The organism is Longimonas haloalkaliphila (assembly GCF_055379825.1).
Map to the genome: position 1 here is coordinate 1,745,275 of NZ_AP043948.1, position 16,874 is coordinate 1,762,148.

The following is a 16,874-nucleotide window of genomic DNA, read 5'->3' on the forward strand; positions in this document are numbered from 1 at the left end:
TCTGACGTAAAGATGCTACGTGCCGCGACCTGCCTGTGAGCGGGGGGCACGCGTCGTTTCTGGCCTTATTTCCTTGCCTTTACTTTTTGCCTCGTATGTCCACGCCGCCCCTTACTCAGCATGTTGATGTCGTGTACACGCTGATGGCTGCGCTGATCGGCTCGCACCAGGCGCCGGCGCTCACGTACCAGGTGTTTGAGCGTGCAGCCGATGTGCCGCCCCGTAAGCGCCCCGACGATCGGCTGCTTTGGTTGTTGGAGCTTGCTCTTCAGGTATACACCGAACACATGGCTGAAGATGGCGCAGATGGCTACGATATGCGCCGCGAGGCAGCGGAAACAATCGTACAGAAAACCTTGCCTTCGGCATGGGCCGCCTGCTCACCACACACGCGTACGCTACTAACGGCACGGTTCGTGCTCGACCTGTCGCCGGCTGCTGTAGGACAGCTCATTGAGCGTCCGGCCGATGAGGTGGAGCAGGCAATCGCGGCCGCTCGGGCGTCGCTTCGCGCAACGCTGCGCGACATGATGAGTGGAGGACAGCGCATGCTGGTAGACACGGCCTTTCCAGATGAGGAATTGAACGCGAGCCTGCGCACCTTCCTCAACAAGACCCATGGCGCGCCACCTGCTGCACTGCGCAGCCAGATAGCGCGCGCGTTGAAGGCAGAGCGAACCGCATCCGCCCAGACCCGGTCGCAACGCACAGAGCGCCGGCGGAGTCAGTGGCTTAAAACATCGGCTGTTATCGCGGGTCTGCTGGCGCTGGTGGTTCTGGCCTGGGGGGTGCGGTCGATATGGACGGCCAGCGCTGACGCTGAAGATGACCAGCCGAGCATCATCGAGTTTTCAGTGCAACATGCTGATGTGCTAACCTCAATCATTCAGTCGGACAATGCAGACAGCCTGCGGGCGGTCTGGGAGGCTGAAACAGGAAGCACGTTGCGCGTGCCACGCATCGAGCGAGCCCAACTCGTGGGGCTGGCGGCACTGCCTCTAAATCCGGAGCCCGTACCGGTCTTGCAGTATCGCGATATCGATGCGCAGGCCTCGATTCGTGTATTCGCTTACTCCTATGCGCAGCTCGACCAGCTCGAAGAGCAAGCGGTCTTGCCGCGTCCCATCCGCCAGACGCTCGATTCTGAAGATACCTTCGTTGAGCAGTCGGTGCAGGGACGGCCGATCTTGGTCTGGCGCGTGCGCGACCGCGTCTACCTTGCTGTGTTCGCTTCGGCAGCGCGTGACGCTCGCCCTGAACGTGTTGAACCGGAGCGTGAGTAGCCGGGTTTTTGGCGAAGAAGACTGCTGCACCGGTAGAGCGGCGCGAAATCAGCATGATTTGATCAGTACGGTCTGCTACGCTTCGCCAGTAGCATGGTCGGATGGGACAGGCGCTGCCGGCAGCTGGATACGGAACGTTGAGCCTTCACCAACAGTCGAGGAGGCGAGCTGAAGCGTACCGCCGTGGTAGTTCTCGATGACGCGCTGCGCCAGGCTGAGCCCGAGCCCCCACCCGCGCTCTTTGGTGCTGAAGCCCGGTCGAAAGATGTTTGTACGGGCCCGGCGTTCAATGCCCGACCCGGTGTCTTCGACATCAATCTGCACCATGCTGTCCGTTGCAGTTGCAACCACCTTGATTGCTCCGTCACCGTCGAGCGCATCCAGCGCATTCTTGAGAAGGTTTTCCAGTACCCACGCAAAGAGCTCTTCGTTAATACGAGCGTACAGGGCATCGGGGGCCTCCACCGATAGCGTAATCGACTGGCTGTGTTTGGGGATGCGCCGCCGGATATAACCAGCCGTCGTATGAATCACGGTCGATACGTTCATCGGCTTCAGCTTCGGCATCGACCCAATGTCCGAAAACCGATTGGCGACGCGCTGCAGCCGCTCGATGTCGTTCTCGATCTCCGAAACAGCCTCATTGCGGTTCGCCTGCGACAGCGAGTCGCTCTTCAGCAGCTGGGTCCACCCCATGAGGCTGGATATAGGTGTACCTAACTGGTGGGCAGCCTCGCGTGCCATGCCCACCCACAGGTTGCTCTGCTCGCTGCGCCGCACATACGAGAAGCCGAGGTACCCAACCAGAATAAAGAGCCCCACAAAGCCGAGCTGCACGTACGGAAAGATACGTAGCTCACGTACAAGTCCCGACTCGTTGTAGAACACGTACTGCGTAAGCTCCTCCGTGCTGTTGGTATTAGGGTCGTTGTAGCGAAACCGGATCGGGATAGGGGCAAACGCCTGTTTCATCTCGTCGAGATGGTCGCTGAGCCGGTCACGGGCTTTTACCGAGTCGCTGGGACTGAGTGCAGACAGGTCGTCTTCAACAGAGACATTGCGCCAGAAGAGCGGTTCGGTCTGCGTAGAGTCGGTGATGATTGCCGGAATGGCAAACGGATTCGGCTCCAGAATCTCATTCAGGATAAAGTCAAGCTCACCGGTAGGAGGCATAGAACGCGCCCACGACAGGGCTTGTCGCAGGCGCGCTGGGTTGGTTTCGGTAACGGTGTCGACCTGTACGCCGCCCTCAAGAATGCGTTCAAGGGCATCCCATTCGCTGCGGTGCGGATTGGTCGCTCGGTCTTGCGCGCGGGCAACCTGCGCCTGTGCATCCGCCCAGAGCTGAATCATCGACTGCTCGCGGTCGCGGAGCCGGTCAACCAGTTCGTGGGTGTACCAGAGCGAGGCCAGCGCAATGACCATCGCAAAGACAATGAGTCCGAGCTTGAGCCGAACGGACCAGCGGTAGGCATGCACAGCGTCGCGGTAGTCAGTACAGGGGGGATGCGAAGCGCAGGAGCCTGGCGAGGACGGAAGCGGCCGTTTGGGACCGCTTAGGCAACGGGTGCCTCGTGTACATCCGTGATAATCTGATCGCGACGCGGACCAATCGAGATTGAGCCGATGGGCGCGCGCGAGTGCTCCTCTACAAAGTCCAGGTAGTCTTGCGCTGCACCGGGCAGGTCGTCCCAGCTACGCGCGGTGCTAATATCCGCATCCCACCCGGGCAGGGTTTCGTAAACGGGTGTGACGCGATCCAGCGTGTGCGCCTCGCTTGGAAAGCGCTGGGTTTCCTTCCCATCATACTGGTAGGCTACGCAGACCTTGATCTCGTCGAGGCCCGACAGCACGTCGAGCTTCGTAATGACGAGCTCGGTAAACCCGTTGATCATGGTGGTGTAGCGCAGGGCAACCAGGTCGAGCCATCCGCATCGGCGGGGGCGGCCGGTGGTTGCGCCAAACTCAGCGCCCACTTTGCGCAGGTGTTCGCCCATGGCGTCGTTCAGTTCGGTGACAAACGGCCCGTTGCCGACGCGCGTGCAGTACGCTTTTGCAATGCCAATAATGCGGTCGACCTCCACAGGCGATACGCCAAGGCCGGTAGAGCAGCCGCCTGCTGTTGGGTGGCTGGAGGTGACAAACGGGTAGCTGCCAAAGTCAATATCGAGCAGCGAGCCCTGAGCGCCTTCAGCAAGCACCCGCTTGCCATCGTCAAGCGCACGGCCGAGCAGCTGTGCGGTATCGGTGACGTATGGATCGAGCTGCTGGTCGAGCTCTACGTATTCATCTACGATGGTATCAACGTCGAGCTCGTTCGCTCCATACACCCGGCTGAGCATCTCGTTTTTGGCCTCAACGGCGCGCGTCAGTTTAGTGCGCAGCACGTCGCGATCGAGCAGGTCAACGACGCGGATGCCGGTGCGTGCAAACTTATCGGCGTATGCGGGCCCGATACCGCGACCGGTTGTGCCAATGGCGTCGTCGTTCGTATCCGATTTGCGCCCGGCCTCTTGCGCAGCCTCGATGGCTTTGTGATGAGGCATGATGACGTGGGCGTTGTGCGAGATGTGAAGACGCCCTTCAACCGGGTAGCCCAGCGCCTCAATCTGCTGAATCTCTTCGAGCACAGCCTTCGGGTCAAGCACCACGCCGTTGCCAATGACGCAGTCAACGCCATCATGAAAGATTCCACTCGGGATGAGGTGAAGCACAAACTCCTGGTCATCCCAGCAGATGGTGTGTCCGGCATTGGCACCACCCTGATAGCGGGCAACAATGTCAGCCGTATCCTGGCTAAGCAGGTCAACGATTTTCCCTTTGCCCTCGTCGCCCCACTGGCTTCCGATTACAATAGAAACTGGCATGCGTGTCGTGAACAGCTATGAAGAAAAGTGATGATGGTCAGAAGGCGAAATGCGCACGGTGCGACGTAGCCTTCTGGTTGCGTGCTTCTGGTTGCGTAAGCACCGGCGAGCATCTGCCCGCACGTGCCGGAGGCATCTCGTCGGCATCTCGTCAAGATGCACTCCGGCTTCGTAACGAGTAGAAACAGACGCGGTTCACCCTACGCGACGCAGATCCTTAACCGACCCAAGCCACGTAAGGGCTGGTTTCGTCGGGCTGTTAGAGCACCCACTGCATACGTGCTACATACGTGATTATATGCGTGTACGCTCCTTGCGCTTGTACTTGTTGGTTTCTTCCTTTTCCGAGCCTTCGAGCCAGAGGCGAATATCTACTACGATGGGCGAAGCCACGTAGACCGACGAGTACGTTCCGATGAGCACGCCGAGAACGAGCGCAAACGAGAAGCCGCGCAGCACATCGCCGCCGAAGAAGAGCAGAATGCTGGTCACGATAAGCGTGGTGATCGAGGTTACGACTGTACGGCTCAGTGTGCTGTTAATAGAGCGGTTTACGACCTCGTCGTAAGGATCGGTCTTAAACAGGTTGAGGTATTCGCGGGTGCGGTCGAAGACCACCACGGTATCATTCAGGGAGTACCCTACGATCGTCAGGAATGCTGCAATAATTGCCTGGTCGATCTGCAGGGAGAACGGGAGCACGTCCTGAAATAGTGAGAAGATGCCCAGCACAATAATCACATCGTGCGTGATGGCAGCCAGTGCGCCAAGCCCATATCGCCACTCAAAGCGTAGCATGATGTACACGAAGATGACAAACAGGGCACCCAGCACCGAATAGATGGCACCACGCTGCAGGTCGGCAGCGAACCGGGGCCCAACCACGTTGGTCTGTACTACCTCAGGCGACACATCGGGAAAGCTCGCCTGGAACTGAGCAAGCACGTCGCGCTGCAAGTCGCTGACGTCGCGATCGGACACGGTGCGGATAAGCAAGCCGGTCGTTCCAAAGGTTTTGACTTCGGGTTCGCCGTTAAGCACCTCGGCCATGGAGGCACGTACTTCGAGGGCGTCGAGGCCGCCTACATTTTCGATGACGATCTCGGTACCACCCAGAAAGTCAATACCCTGCTCCAGGCCACGCGTGGCAAACGAAAGGATACTCAGTAGAATGAGCGTCCCGGAAATCATGTACCCGATCTTGCGATTCGGGATGAACGAAAAACTGGGGTTTTCAAGTAAACGCATAGTCAGAAAAAGTTATATCGTAAGCGGAGTGAATGGTCGTGTAGAAGCGCCGCGGGGGCTCCGAGGCCCGTAGGCCCCGGAGTGCGGCAGCATAGCTCAGCGAAACGTCACCCGTAGGAGACGCGCATTTTGCGCTCGTCGACCATGTAGTCGAAGATGAGCCGCGTTACGATAATCGCGGTAAAGAGAGACGACAGAATACCCGCCATGAGCGTAACGGCAAAGCCCTGAATGGGCCCTACGCCGAACGAGTAGAGGATGGCGCCCACGAAGAACGTTGTAATGTTGGCATCAAGGATCGCGCTTAAGGCGCGGTCATACCCGGCATCAATCGATGCTTTAAGAGTTTTGCCGGTGTTTGCCTCCTCACGTATTCGGTCGAAGATGAGCACGTTTGCATCCACCGCCATACCGATAGTTAGCACAATACCGGCAATACCTGGCAAGGTGAGCGTCGCCCCGAATCCGGCTAAGATTCCCAGAATCAGAACGATGTTCAGCAGAAGCGCCACATTTGCGACGATGCCAGCCGTGCGGTAGTACATGACCATGAAGAGGATCACCAGTACGAGCCCCGAAATAACCGAGATAAATCCGGCGCGAATTGAGGCTTCACCAAGGCTCGGACCTACCGTACGGTCGCCTACAATGTCAAGCGGTGCGGGCAACGCACCCGACTGCAAGATCGTGACGATGTCTTGTGCTTCCTGACGCGAGTCGAGCCCCGATATTTCGGAGCGCCCTCCCAGAATGCGTTGCTGTACGGTCGGATACGAGTAGATAACGCCGTCAAGCGCAACAGCCACAGGCTCTCCAACATTCGCCCCGGTGAGCCGCGCCCAAGTGCGCGAGCCGTCGGAGTCCATCACCATGAGCACTTTGGGCTCGTTGGTGAACTGGTCAAACTCAACGGAGGCGTCGGTGATGGCATCGCCGGCAAGCTCAACCTGGCTGCGAACAGCGATCAGTTCATACACGTCTACGCCGTCTTGCGTCTGACCGATGGGATTTGCACCGAACATAAGCTCAACGTCGCCTGGCAAGAGGCGCTGCACATCCTCCTGGCGCATCAGGTCCATAGCGCGCGAGGTGTCAGGCAGAAGCACATGAGCAAAGACGGGGCGCTGCTGCTGGTACGGCAGCGGCTGCATCAGGGCCAGGAAAGGGTTTTCGGACTCATCTACCATGTCTTCCTGGGCGAGCGGATCGTCTTGCGCCAGCGGATCGGCGGTTGGATCGGCCTCTTCCTCAAGGGCCTCCTCGTCGGTTACCGGGTCGCGCTCGGCGATCGGGTCTTCTTGAAGCTCCCCCTCTTCGACATCGGGCGTCTCGCCTTCCGCAAGCTCGTCCATCTCAACGTCTTGAGCCTGCGCTTCAAAGTAGTCGATAATGTCCTGGACCGACTCGGTGAGGCGCTGGGGGTTGGCCATCAGGCGAAACTCCAGGCGTGCCGTACCGCGCAGCAGGTCGCGCACGCGTTCGGGATCGTCCACGCCGGGCAGCTCCACAATAATACGACGTTCGCCCTGGCGCTGAATAGAGGGCTCAGTCACGCCGTACCGGTCAACGCGGTTACGAACAATCTCAATGGCACGCTCTACCGCTTCGTTGGATTGGTCGTTGAGGTATGCAATGACGTCGCTGTTTTCGGAGCGACGCGTTACACCGGCCTCTTCATTACGGAAGTACCGCGAGAGGCGCACGTTCGGGTCACGCTCCTGAAACTCTTCAACAAATACGTCGACCACAGAACGATCCTGTTCAAGGGCGCGTCGCGCTGCTGTCTGCAGCACCTCTTCAAACGTTTCGTCTTTGTTGATGGCAAGCTGTCCAATGAGGTCGGCTACGCGGATTTCGAGCGTTACGTGCATCCCGCCCAGCAGGTCAAGCCCGAGCCCGAGCGATCCTTGCCGGATTTCCTGGATGCGCGTAAAGTTTTCCTGTTCGTACTCAATCCGCTCCTGCTCTGTCATCTCGCTCAACCGTTGGTTGAGCATGATATTTTGAGCCGTCGGGAATAAGTAGTAAGCACATAACCCCACGAAGAAGATCGTGAGTGCGATTTTGAGTCCGTTGTCTTTCATAGCAGATCAGTAAGAACGTACAGCAAGTGGTGGTAAGGGGGCGTCCAGAAGCCGTGCAGCATCCTGGTGGTATTCATTCAAACGTTCGTTGAGCGCCCGCTTGGTCAATGCATTCAAGCAAGAGCAGGGCGGCAGCACGAAGTTGCAAGAGAATGCTCATGGGCCTGCGCAGTCGTAGCAAAACACACACACGCAGGTTGCAGAGCGTAGACAGCACTGCCCAACGAAAACATAGGGCTGATGCACAGAAAGCACATCACGCAACGGTTGGTAGCGGGATGCGCACCGCGCTGCTCCATGGCATAACAGGCCACGAGTTAGAGCAGGTGCACATGGCATGCACGTGCCGGCGCGCTGAAGCGTACACGCAGCAGGAGGGAGCTACGGAGCGCGCGGGGTGGCGTAGACGAGGCGCCGGACAAGCCACCGTGCTTCTTCGAAGTGGGTGTGTGCGCGGTCGATAGCGGAGTAAAGAGGCGACAGCACCGCGTGAGGGGCCGTCGCAGGGCTATCGAACTGCACACGTGTCGTTGTCGTCACCGAAAGACCGGCCGAGAAGAGACGTGGCGTAGGCGCCGTAGCGTTCCACTGCGACGCCTGCTGATGCAGCCAGCGTGCCAATGCGTCAATATCAGCGTCGCCGCTCCATCCGAACAGATACGCAGCGCGGTGTCCGCTCGGGGCGTGAGCCTCGTAGGCCTGAAGCACAGACGCCGTATATTGCTGAGCCGAGAGCAACGGTCCAGATGAAGCCTCCGAAAGCGCCTTGTTGAAGGCCTCACGGTCTGCTTCAGAAGGCCACTCGGCCACCTGCCCCTGAAGCCAGGAGGCACGCGCGTCAGACGACGGTCCGAGCAGCGACTCCGTCCAACTGCTCCCCACCCACGGCAACAGGCTCACAGCCAGCACGCTGACCATGACATACCGAATAGAAGGATGGCGAAGGACGTTCATGCGGAGCGAAGCCCCAGACTGTTACGATAAACATACGACACTCCACGAAATCGCAGGCGATCGACTATTGTTCCATTCGCTTCTATCGAAGCGGAACATCGTCGTTGTCTCAGGCATGGCTCTCGTACCTGTTCTAATTCCTTCGCGTCCCCCCACGCCTCTATGCTCTTCTCTGCGAACCCACCCAGCCGCATCACTCGCACAGCGCTGCCGAGTGGTGTGGCGCTTTTCACGCAGCATTGGGAGCCCACATCACCCCCCATCGGCACGGTCCTGATCGTTCATGGATACGCCGAGCATAGCGGACGCTACGGCCATGTGGCTACGGCATTGCAGGAGGCGGGATACGCCGTTGTCGCCTACGACCAGCGCGGGTTTGGACGCTCGCCGGGAGAGCGTGCCCTCGTCTGGAACCTGGACCTGTTATGCGAAGACCTTGCTGCGATGGTTGCGCATCTCCCCAGCAAAGCCGATGGGCCGCTTTTTGTACTTGCCCACAGCATGGGCGGACTCGTTGCGCTGCGTACCGCACTCCATCCCGGACTCCCCGTTGACGGAGCGGTGCTCTCTGCCCCTGCGCTCTCGGTAGAGGCCAGCGTGCCGCGCGTGCTCTTGGCCGTTGCCGATGCCGTGAGCAGGTACCTGCCTGCGCTGCCCACAGTTGGCGCCATCGAAAACGGAATATCACGGGATGTGCACGTCCTCACCGATGCTGCAGCCGACCCGCTTAATCACCAGGGGCGCGTTCCTGCGCGCACCGGGATTGAGATCCTGCGTGGCGGAGAGCAGGTGCGAGCACGGGCTGATGCGATCTGTCTTCCCTACTTGCTTGTACAGGGTGCATCCGACACGATCGTAGACCCCGCGGGAAGCATAGCATTCCACGCCCAGAGCGGCTCCACCGACAAAACGATGCACCAATACGAAGACCTGCGCCACGAAGTCCTCAACGAGCCGGAGCGCGATGTTGTAATCAGCGACATTCTGGACTGGCTAAAGGCGCGTACGTTTTCCGTACCATCGCGAAACGGACTCAAATCCACAGGCAATTTGGACCATCCTTAAAGGGATCGTAACAATAGGCTTGTGGCTGTTTGCCAGAAAAATATGTACCGTAGAGAATCGCCTGTACACCTACCTCCTGGCTACCGTCGCTTATGCCTGCATGGTACGCTCGTATATTTTCTCTCCGGTTGCTACCGGTTGTTGCTATCAGTCTACTACTGATCACGCAGCCAACGATGGCCCAGCAAGACCTGCTCGGCTACTGGAATTTCAACGACCCCGTCGAGAATGGCAATCCATGGCCCGCGCCGGTCGAAGTCACATTTGGGGACGCGCAGATCACGTATTCGTTTGATGAGGGAAGTCTGAACGCCTTTGAAGGAAATACTGGCAATGCCCAAGGGGGCGACGCAGCGGGAGATAGCTTCTCTGTTGCGGGCGACGACCAAAACGGGAACCACTTCGATATTGCCGTCTCCACGATAGGCGCCGAAAACATCGAGCTGGCATTGTGGGCCCGACGCACGGACACCGGATTTGACAACAACACGGTTAGCTACTCGACCGACGGCGGAGCAACCTTCACGCAGGAGTTCACCTTTACCCCCAATAGCACAACGAGCGGCGCCGTCGAGACATTCGACTTCTCGGGTATTGCAACGCTAAACGATAACCCGGACGTCGTCTTTCGAATTACGCTCGACGGAGCCACATCAGGTAGTGGTAACAACCGCTACGACAACATCACCGTGCGTGGCGATCTGGAGCCCGCGGCGGGTCCCGTAACGCTCTCTGCCATCGACACGCCTGCCCTGCTTAATTTTCAGGGTGTTCGCGGCGACGGGTTTTCGCCTTCACCGAGTCTGGGGCAGCTCAATTCAAACGCGTTTGCGGTGTTTGGCACGAGCGATGGCAATCTGGACTTTGGTGGAACGCAGACAGGTGGCGCTTTTGCGCAAGGGGCACAGACCGATGATGCCTTTTCAGGAGGTATCTACGCCTTCGACGTTAGCAAACCCACCGATCTGAATAATGGATATGGCGACTACACGTTCGGACTAAAGCCCTCAGGCAGCGACTTTACGCCCGGCACGGTATACGTGTGCTACGAGAACACGACAGGCACTCGCATCAACGGCGGGCTGGATGTAGCCTACGATCTCTGGGTGCTCAACGATGAAGACCGCAGCCAGTCCATCGAACTCAAGTACGCGGTCGGCGATGCTTGCCAGACCGATGGCAACAGCGCTTCCGCCTTTAACGACAGCGGCCTGGCATTCACAATCGACGAGGATGCCGACACAGATGCGGTATGGGAACGCAATGAGCAATCGACCACCCTCCCTGCTGCAGTTCCCACAGGCGAGTTCATCACCCTGGCGTTCGTCACCAACGACGTCAGCGGGGGTGGAGCCCGCCCGCAGTTCGGATTCAACGACATCTCGGTGACTCCCCGCACGGCAGATGGCGGACCGATCATCATCGAAAACACCGATGATACGCTGTTCGAGGACTTCAACACCTTTCAGGGAAGCGGATTTGCCTCGCCGGCGGACCCCGATCAGCTGAATTCGGAAGCGTTCATCGTGCGTGGCCTCAATGATGGGGATCTCGATTTTGGCGACACGCAAACAACAGGCGACTTCGCCCGGGGCATCAGCACCGGCGGTGTAACAACCGGCGGTATCTACGCCTTTGAGGTGGATACGGGCGATTTCGCTTGGGGCGTGCAGCCTACCGGATCCGACGTTACTCCAGGCTCCTTCGTCGCACGCTACCTCAACGACACGGGCACATCCATCAATGACGTCGCCGTGGCGTACGATATCGAGGTGTTCAACGACCAGGACCGCTCCACGAGCTTGAACCTCATATACAAAGTCACCGACGAAGATGCCTTTACCGAAGGCGGCTTTACCGATGTGCCTGCACTCGACTACACCACGCCGGAAGGAGCCGATGCAAGTCCGAACTGGCAGACCGTGCCGCGTGAGGGGGCGCTCACCGATCTCAATCTGCAAAACGGCGAGTATCTGATCCTCCGATGGGACTCGGACGATGCCGGGGGAAGCGGGGCGCGCGACGAGATTGCGCTCAACAACCTTTCGCTCACGCCCAATCCGCCCGTTGTCGAGCTGGTAGACACCGGGGCCGCCGTGTGGTCGACCGATGGCACCGTTACCTTCGATGTGGAGATCCGCAATCCCGATGGCACCGAGCGCACTGTGGAGGTCGCCTTTGACGAGAGTAACAGCACTGCGAATCCCGCTGACGTAGCCAACTTCGACACCCAAACCATCACGTTCCCGGCCTCGGCCAGCGATGGAGACACGCAGACGGTCACGGTCGATCTAAATGCGTTCTCGGGCGATGCGACCCGTACAGCCCAGTTCGTACTGCAAAATGCCTCATCGGGCACGTCCATTGGCCTGCGCCGCACGTACACGCTCGATATAGGCGATGCGCCGCGCGTGCTCATTAGCCGATACGTGTACTCTGATAGCGGAGGCGGCGGCACGCCACGGGGCATTCAAGTATGGAACGTGTCGGGGGAGCCCATCGACTTCGCGGAGGATCCACTTGAGATAAACACGTACTTTAATGGAAGCACGTCGTCTACCACACAGCCTACAATAGATAGCGGCGAGCTCGGAGCCAATGAGGTCCTGCTTATCGGCGATAACGACGACACCGGCGGACTCAAGGCGTTCCGCGATAATACATGCTCCGGAGTAGCCTATTTCGAGCGCCAGCCATGGTTTAATGGCGATGATGTGGTTGAGTTGGTCCTTGACGGACGCACCGAAGATGTGTTGGGGACCATCGGCGAACAGCCTGATCCTGGCTGGCAGGGCAACGGCGTGCGTACGTTCGATCAGTACCTGGGCATCCAACCCGGTACGACGGCTGGGAATCGCAACGGATTTACCGACCCCAGCACACGCTTCCTTACGCTGGTTGATCGGCCCACCGATCCTGATGAGCTGAACGGGTTCTGCGATGCCCCGTGGCCCGAAGCCACATTCCTCACCTCCGAAACGACGGTTGTACAGGGGGATACGGAGAGCACCACGCTCGGAGCGACGATTCAGCTCACCCCCTTTGAAGGACGTCTTGCCGCTACCACAATCACTTTTGACCAAGCCGGTAGCTCCGCTTCATCTACGAGCATTGGTGGCTTCGACAGCGAAACCCTCACGTTTCCCGCAGGCAGTCCCGCCGACACTGTAGAAGCAGTGCTCAACCTCGCCTTTCCGTCAAATACCAACCAGGACGGTCCCCTCGATGCGGTGTTTACGCTGGATGTGGAACGCTGCTTTACTGCCGAATGCTTTGCGCAGGCCAGCAGCGGGGCGCTCACCGTCACGATCCTCGACCGGGAGAGTGCCCCGGATGTGCTTATCTCAGAGTTTCTGGCCATTCCAGACGCTGTGTCCGACGCCGACGGCGAGTGGATCGAGCTGTACAATACCACCGATAGTGATATTGACCTGAGCAATTGGACGCTTCATACCGCCGCTGCCACTGATGCTGCTCTTTCCGGCACGCTCCCGGCACGCAGCTTCTTCACCGTGTGCCGCAACACCGACATCAGCGAGAACGGCGGCGTGCGTTGCGACCAGCAGGCCAACATTGAACTGGCAAACGACGGTGCCACGCTCGCCGTCAAGGACAATGGGGCCCCGGTTACGACCGTTGACTATGGCACTGCCCGCAGCAGTGGCACACTCGATCCGGTTGCCGGGGCGTCAAGCGTGTTCACTGGCACCGCGCAAAACAACAACGCCGACCGCTGGGCCGTGGCGGAGCGGCGCGAGAAAGGGTTTCTGTTCACGCGCGGACGCAGCAGCCGTACCGATCTGGGCGCGCCCGGACAGAACGGGCCCAAGCAGCAGCTTCAGCCGGCTACCCCAATCGACGGCACCTCGGGCTGGCGTATGCTGGCACCGCCCGTGGAAGCCTTCACTGTAGCCGACCTCGACATGCAGAACATGGTCCAGGGCGTTCCCGATCTACCACTGGGCGGGCAGGCAAACGTTTACCGCTGGGAAGAAACCGGCTGGGAGTCGGCGTCATCTGGAAGTGATCTGCTTCCCGCCGGAGAAGGGTTCATCTGGTACATGTGGGATACCTCGGCTCCGGTCAACCAGTACAGTCCGTTTCCTTTCACGCTAAGCGGTCAGGGTCTGTCGCCTGCAGACGATATTACGGTTAATGTTGAGAACGGGGGGACGGCCGGTAACGGCGGCGACCCGACGGGCGATGACGTAGAGTGGCATCTTCTTGGCAACCCGTACCCGTACACATTCGACTTGAACGCAATCGACCTTGCGGGACAAGGGTTCACGACCACAGCTCAGATCTGGGATTCCAGCCTGAACGGAGGGTCCGGGTCATACATTCAGCGCAGTCAGGAAAACGCCGGAGAGGCACGTCTCATCGCGCCCTGGCAGGGGTTCTTCGTAGCACGGGCCAGCGGTACGGCTACCACACTCACGTTCGATGCCGATGGCCGTCGTCTCGCGCCCACTGCGCCCAAATCCACCGTGCCCAATCCCTCGCAGGCGCGCATCGCCTTTACGCTTTCGGGATATGACGCGGCAGGCACGTTGGCCACGTACGACGAGGCCTTCGAGGTTTTCCTGCACCCCGACGCTACAATGAAGTTCGACGTGCGTAGCGCGGTGAAGCTCTCGCCCATGACCGGCACGTACGTCACCCTGTCTGGACATGGCATGCGCAATAGCAAGCCTATCCGGCTTTCGCGTTACTCCCTTCCGTTTGCGCTGGATGCGCCTGCTGTGGTGCCCGTCGTGATTGATGCACAAAACACGGACGACATTGACAAACTTACGCTACGGTGGCCGACGCTGCGGGGCCTGCCTACCGGTTGGCAGGTGTACTTGCGTGATCTGAAGACCGGGGCCGAGGTCGATCTGCGTGAGGCCGATGCCTACACGTTCGATGCTGAACCTGGAGCAATGAGTACCAACCGCAGCGTTTCGAAGAGCGCAATTCGTAGTTCCCATCCGGCTACAACAATGGACCAGCATGCCGAGCCGCTCAATGAGGCAGAGGATGCCAATGTGCGCTTTGAAATCCACATCATACCCACCGACGAGTTTGGTAATTCGTTGCCGGTAGAGCTGGCTGAATTTACGGTACAGACAAGGGCTTCCTCCGCCACATTGCGGTGGACGACCCTCTCCGAAACGAACAATGCCGGCTTCGAGGTGCAACACCAGAGACCTGGTTCCGAGGACTTCGCTGCACTTGGCTTTGTGGAAGGACAGGGCACGACGGATGTGGAGACCACCTACCAATTTGAAACCGAATCCCTGCTTCCAGGCACGCATAAGTTCCGGCTGCGACAGGTGGATACCGACGGCACCGCTACGCTTACTGAGGCGCGTAGCATAGACGTTCAGCTTGACCGGTCGGTTGCGCTTACTGTGTACCCTTCGCCTGTTCGAAATAACGCTACGGTACGCTTCGCTGTCGACGCAGCGCAAGAGGTGATTATTGAGGTATACAATGCACTCGGTCAGCGCGTTCAGACACTGTATCGGGGGGGCACGACTCCGCATCAGACAAACACGTTCCAATTCGAAGCTGCCGGGTTAGCGAGCGGATTTTACGTTGTGCGATTGCGTGGCGAATCCACCCAGAAGACCCAGTCGATTATGGTCGTCCGGTAGCGTTCCTGAAGGCGTAGGTTGCGACTCGCATCAAGCTCTGCGATCCTTACTGGTCGAGTTGGCCTTCGTGAAAGTCCTGAATGGCATCTTGCATACCTATGTACGGCGGACCCTGGCTTGGATTCATGCAAAAAAGAGCGCGTGAGGCAGTGGGAAAGGGAGCATGGCACATCATAACGTAGAGTTGCAGGTTGCGTCCGCCTGCAAAAGACGCCAGCTGGATGGCATCTGATACGTACGAAACGGTGCACCCGCGGCCGTGGCACACGAGGTGCAGCTCGCACGAGGGGGCACAGGGCGGTGTAGGGCGCTGCACGGAGACGCCCGGGGGAGCGTAGTCGGGGTTAAACGCCCAGGCGTTGTGAAACATACTATAGGTGTTGGCGATCGCGGCAATATTCCAGTCGCTGAGGTCTTGATTGAAAGACCGAGCGCCTGAAAACATAAAGCTCAGGTCGTGGGCATTAGAGGTATTCCACGCGCTGAGATCTTGGTTGAATGAGCGAGTCCGCCTAAACATGCTGACTAGGTTCCTGACGTTGGATACGTCCCATGCCCCGATGTCCTGGTCAAACGTCTCCGACTCGGTGAACATGTCGCGCATGGTAGCAACGTTCGACACGTTCCAGCTCCCAATATCCTGGTTGAAGGCGTCAGCCCCGGCGAACATGGCAGTCATGGAGTTCACATGAGAGACATCCCACCCGCCGATATTCTGGTTGAACGAGGCCGCGTTCATGAACATGCCATCCATCGTTTCAACGCTGGAGACGTTCCAATCACTAATATCGCGGTTGAATTCAGCAGCCCCGGCAAACATGGCAGCCATTGACTGTACGTTAGAGACATCCCACCCGTTAAGGTGCTGGTTGAAAAGCGAGGCGTTCATAAACAGGCCGGACATATCCTCTACGCGCGAGACGTCCCATCCGCCAATCGGTTGATCGAAAGAGGCTGTTTCGGCAAACATCACCGACATGTCTCTGATCGAAGAGACGTCCCAGTCTCCAATAGGAGCGTTAAACGAGGTGGCTTCCAAAAACATGCCCCGTGTAGACGTAACGCGAGATAGATCGGGCACATCGTCGGCATGTACCGTCAGGTGGCTTGCTCCGGCAAATGCGTTCTCCATGCTGTGCCACGCGATAGCCCCCCACTGTTCCACCGTCTGAAGCTTTTGCGCGTTAGCACGACTACCACTGCTTACAGGGTCGTGGCGAGCCGCATCCAGGTAGATATGCGGAAAGCTGCCCTGAATGGATACGGTGTAGGTGCCCGGGGCTGCGTAGGTATGAGTCGGGTTGGGATCGATGCCGGTAACGGTTTCGCGGGTGCCGTCTCCCCAGTCAATAACGAAGTTGTATGTGACCTGTGGCGCCGTAGGGATTGTGATCGACAACGCGGGGTCAGTTACCTTCCAGGTGGTGACAAACGCTTCAGCAGGTTGTGCCTTCGATACGGGCGACATACCAGTAAGCAGAGCGATCACTGCAAAAACAAACAAGCTACGCATGGTTCAGAGATCAGGTGGAACGCGATGGTCAACAAGAGCAGATGATGAAAGATATGTGATAGGCACCATCATACCCGCCAGTATACCGAAGCAATGCTGGAACGCAGGCATGCGAGTACGGGAGGCACTGTCTCCATGCGAAATGGGGGACAGACACAGTTAGCTGCTTGGTTGTATTGGATATCACGCTACCGTGCAGGGGCCGTGCCGTTCTTATTTGG

At 58.6% G+C, this 16,874-nt stretch carries 9 protein-coding genes; 3 read left to right on the forward strand and 6 right to left on the reverse strand.

Annotated features, from left to right (window positions below; all coding sequences use genetic code 11):
• Positions 1-95: 95 nt before the first annotated feature.
• Positions 96-1,283: a hypothetical protein gene (locus ACZ48V_RS06960; protein WP_464542889.1), complete on the forward strand. Its 1,188-nt coding sequence runs from the start codon at positions 96-98 to the stop codon at positions 1,281-1,283.
• 75 nt (positions 1,284-1,358) lie between these two features.
• Here the strand turns inward: ACZ48V_RS06960 and ACZ48V_RS06965 are convergent, their stop codons facing one another.
• From ACZ48V_RS06965 to ACZ48V_RS06985, 5 genes are all read right to left on the reverse strand, one after another.
• On the reverse strand, positions 1,359-2,762 hold the full coding sequence (locus tag ACZ48V_RS06965; RefSeq protein ID WP_464542891.1) for a sensor histidine kinase: 1,404 nt from the start codon (positions 2,760-2,762) through the stop codon (positions 1,359-1,361).
• A gap of 77 nt (positions 2,763-2,839) precedes the next feature.
• On the reverse strand, positions 2,840-4,150 hold the full coding sequence (locus ACZ48V_RS06970; protein ID WP_464542893.1) for an adenylosuccinate synthase: 1,311 nt from the start codon (positions 4,148-4,150) through the stop codon (positions 2,840-2,842).
• Between the two features lie 294 nt (positions 4,151-4,444).
• Positions 4,445-5,398 carry a protein translocase subunit SecF gene (secF, locus tag ACZ48V_RS06975; protein WP_464542895.1) on the reverse strand — a complete coding sequence of 318 codons (954 nt, stop codon included), beginning with the start codon at positions 5,396-5,398 and terminating at the stop codon, positions 4,445-4,447.
• A 107-nt stretch (positions 5,399-5,505) separates the two neighbouring features.
• Positions 5,506-7,482: a protein translocase subunit SecD gene (secD, locus tag ACZ48V_RS06980; protein ID WP_464542897.1), complete on the reverse strand. Its 1,977-nt coding sequence runs from the start codon at positions 7,480-7,482 to the stop codon at positions 5,506-5,508.
• 381 nt (positions 7,483-7,863) lie between these two features.
• Positions 7,864-8,436 carry a hypothetical protein gene (locus ACZ48V_RS06985; RefSeq protein ID WP_464542899.1) on the reverse strand — a complete coding sequence of 191 codons (573 nt, stop codon included), beginning with the start codon at positions 8,434-8,436 and terminating at the stop codon, positions 7,864-7,866.
• Positions 8,437-8,598: 162 nt separating this feature from the next.
• On the opposite strand from ACZ48V_RS06985, the gene ACZ48V_RS06990 reads away from it, so the two are divergent.
• Both ACZ48V_RS06990 and ACZ48V_RS06995 read left to right on the forward strand, forming a co-directional pair.
• Complete coding sequence (locus tag ACZ48V_RS06990) at positions 8,599-9,501, forward strand: alpha/beta hydrolase (protein ID WP_464542901.1); 903 nt, start codon at positions 8,599-8,601, stop codon at positions 9,499-9,501.
• 176 nt (positions 9,502-9,677) lie between these two features.
• A complete protein-coding gene (locus ACZ48V_RS06995) occupies positions 9,678-15,140 on the forward strand; it encodes a lamin tail domain-containing protein (protein WP_464542903.1) in 5,463 nt (1,820 codons plus the stop codon).
• A 46-nt stretch (positions 15,141-15,186) separates the two neighbouring features.
• Here ACZ48V_RS06995 and ACZ48V_RS07000 read toward each other — a convergent pair whose 3' ends face one another.
• Positions 15,187-16,653, reverse strand: a complete 1,467-nt coding sequence (locus ACZ48V_RS07000; protein ID WP_464542905.1) for a BspA family leucine-rich repeat surface protein — start codon at positions 16,651-16,653, stop codon at positions 15,187-15,189.
• Between the last annotated feature and the right edge of the window lie 221 nt (positions 16,654-16,874).

What these genes read in the sequence shown, in the direction of transcription:
- ACZ48V_RS06960 (WP_464542889.1), top strand. Translation starts at nt 96, where the DNA reads ATGTCCACGCCGCCCCTTACTCAGCATGTTGATGTCGTGTACACGCTG.
- ACZ48V_RS06970 (WP_464542893.1), bottom strand. Translation starts at nt 4,150, where the DNA reads ATGCCAGTTTCTATTGTAATCGGAAGCCAGTGGGGCGACGAGGGCAAA.
- secF (WP_464542895.1), bottom strand. Translation starts at nt 5,398, where the DNA reads ATGCGTTTACTTGAAAACCCCAGTTTTTCGTTCATCCCGAATCGCAAG.
- secD (WP_464542897.1), bottom strand. Translation starts at nt 7,482, where the DNA reads ATGAAAGACAACGGACTCAAAATCGCACTCACGATCTTCTTCGTGGGG.
- ACZ48V_RS06985 (WP_464542899.1), bottom strand. Translation starts at nt 8,436, where the DNA reads ATGAACGTCCTTCGCCATCCTTCTATTCGGTATGTCATGGTCAGCGTG.
- ACZ48V_RS06990 (WP_464542901.1), top strand. Translation starts at nt 8,599, where the DNA reads ATGCTCTTCTCTGCGAACCCACCCAGCCGCATCACTCGCACAGCGCTG.
- ACZ48V_RS06995 (WP_464542903.1), top strand. Translation starts at nt 9,678, where the DNA reads ATGGCCCAGCAAGACCTGCTCGGCTACTGGAATTTCAACGACCCCGTC.
- ACZ48V_RS07000 (WP_464542905.1), bottom strand. Translation starts at nt 16,653, where the DNA reads ATGCGTAGCTTGTTTGTTTTTGCAGTGATCGCTCTGCTTACTGGTATG.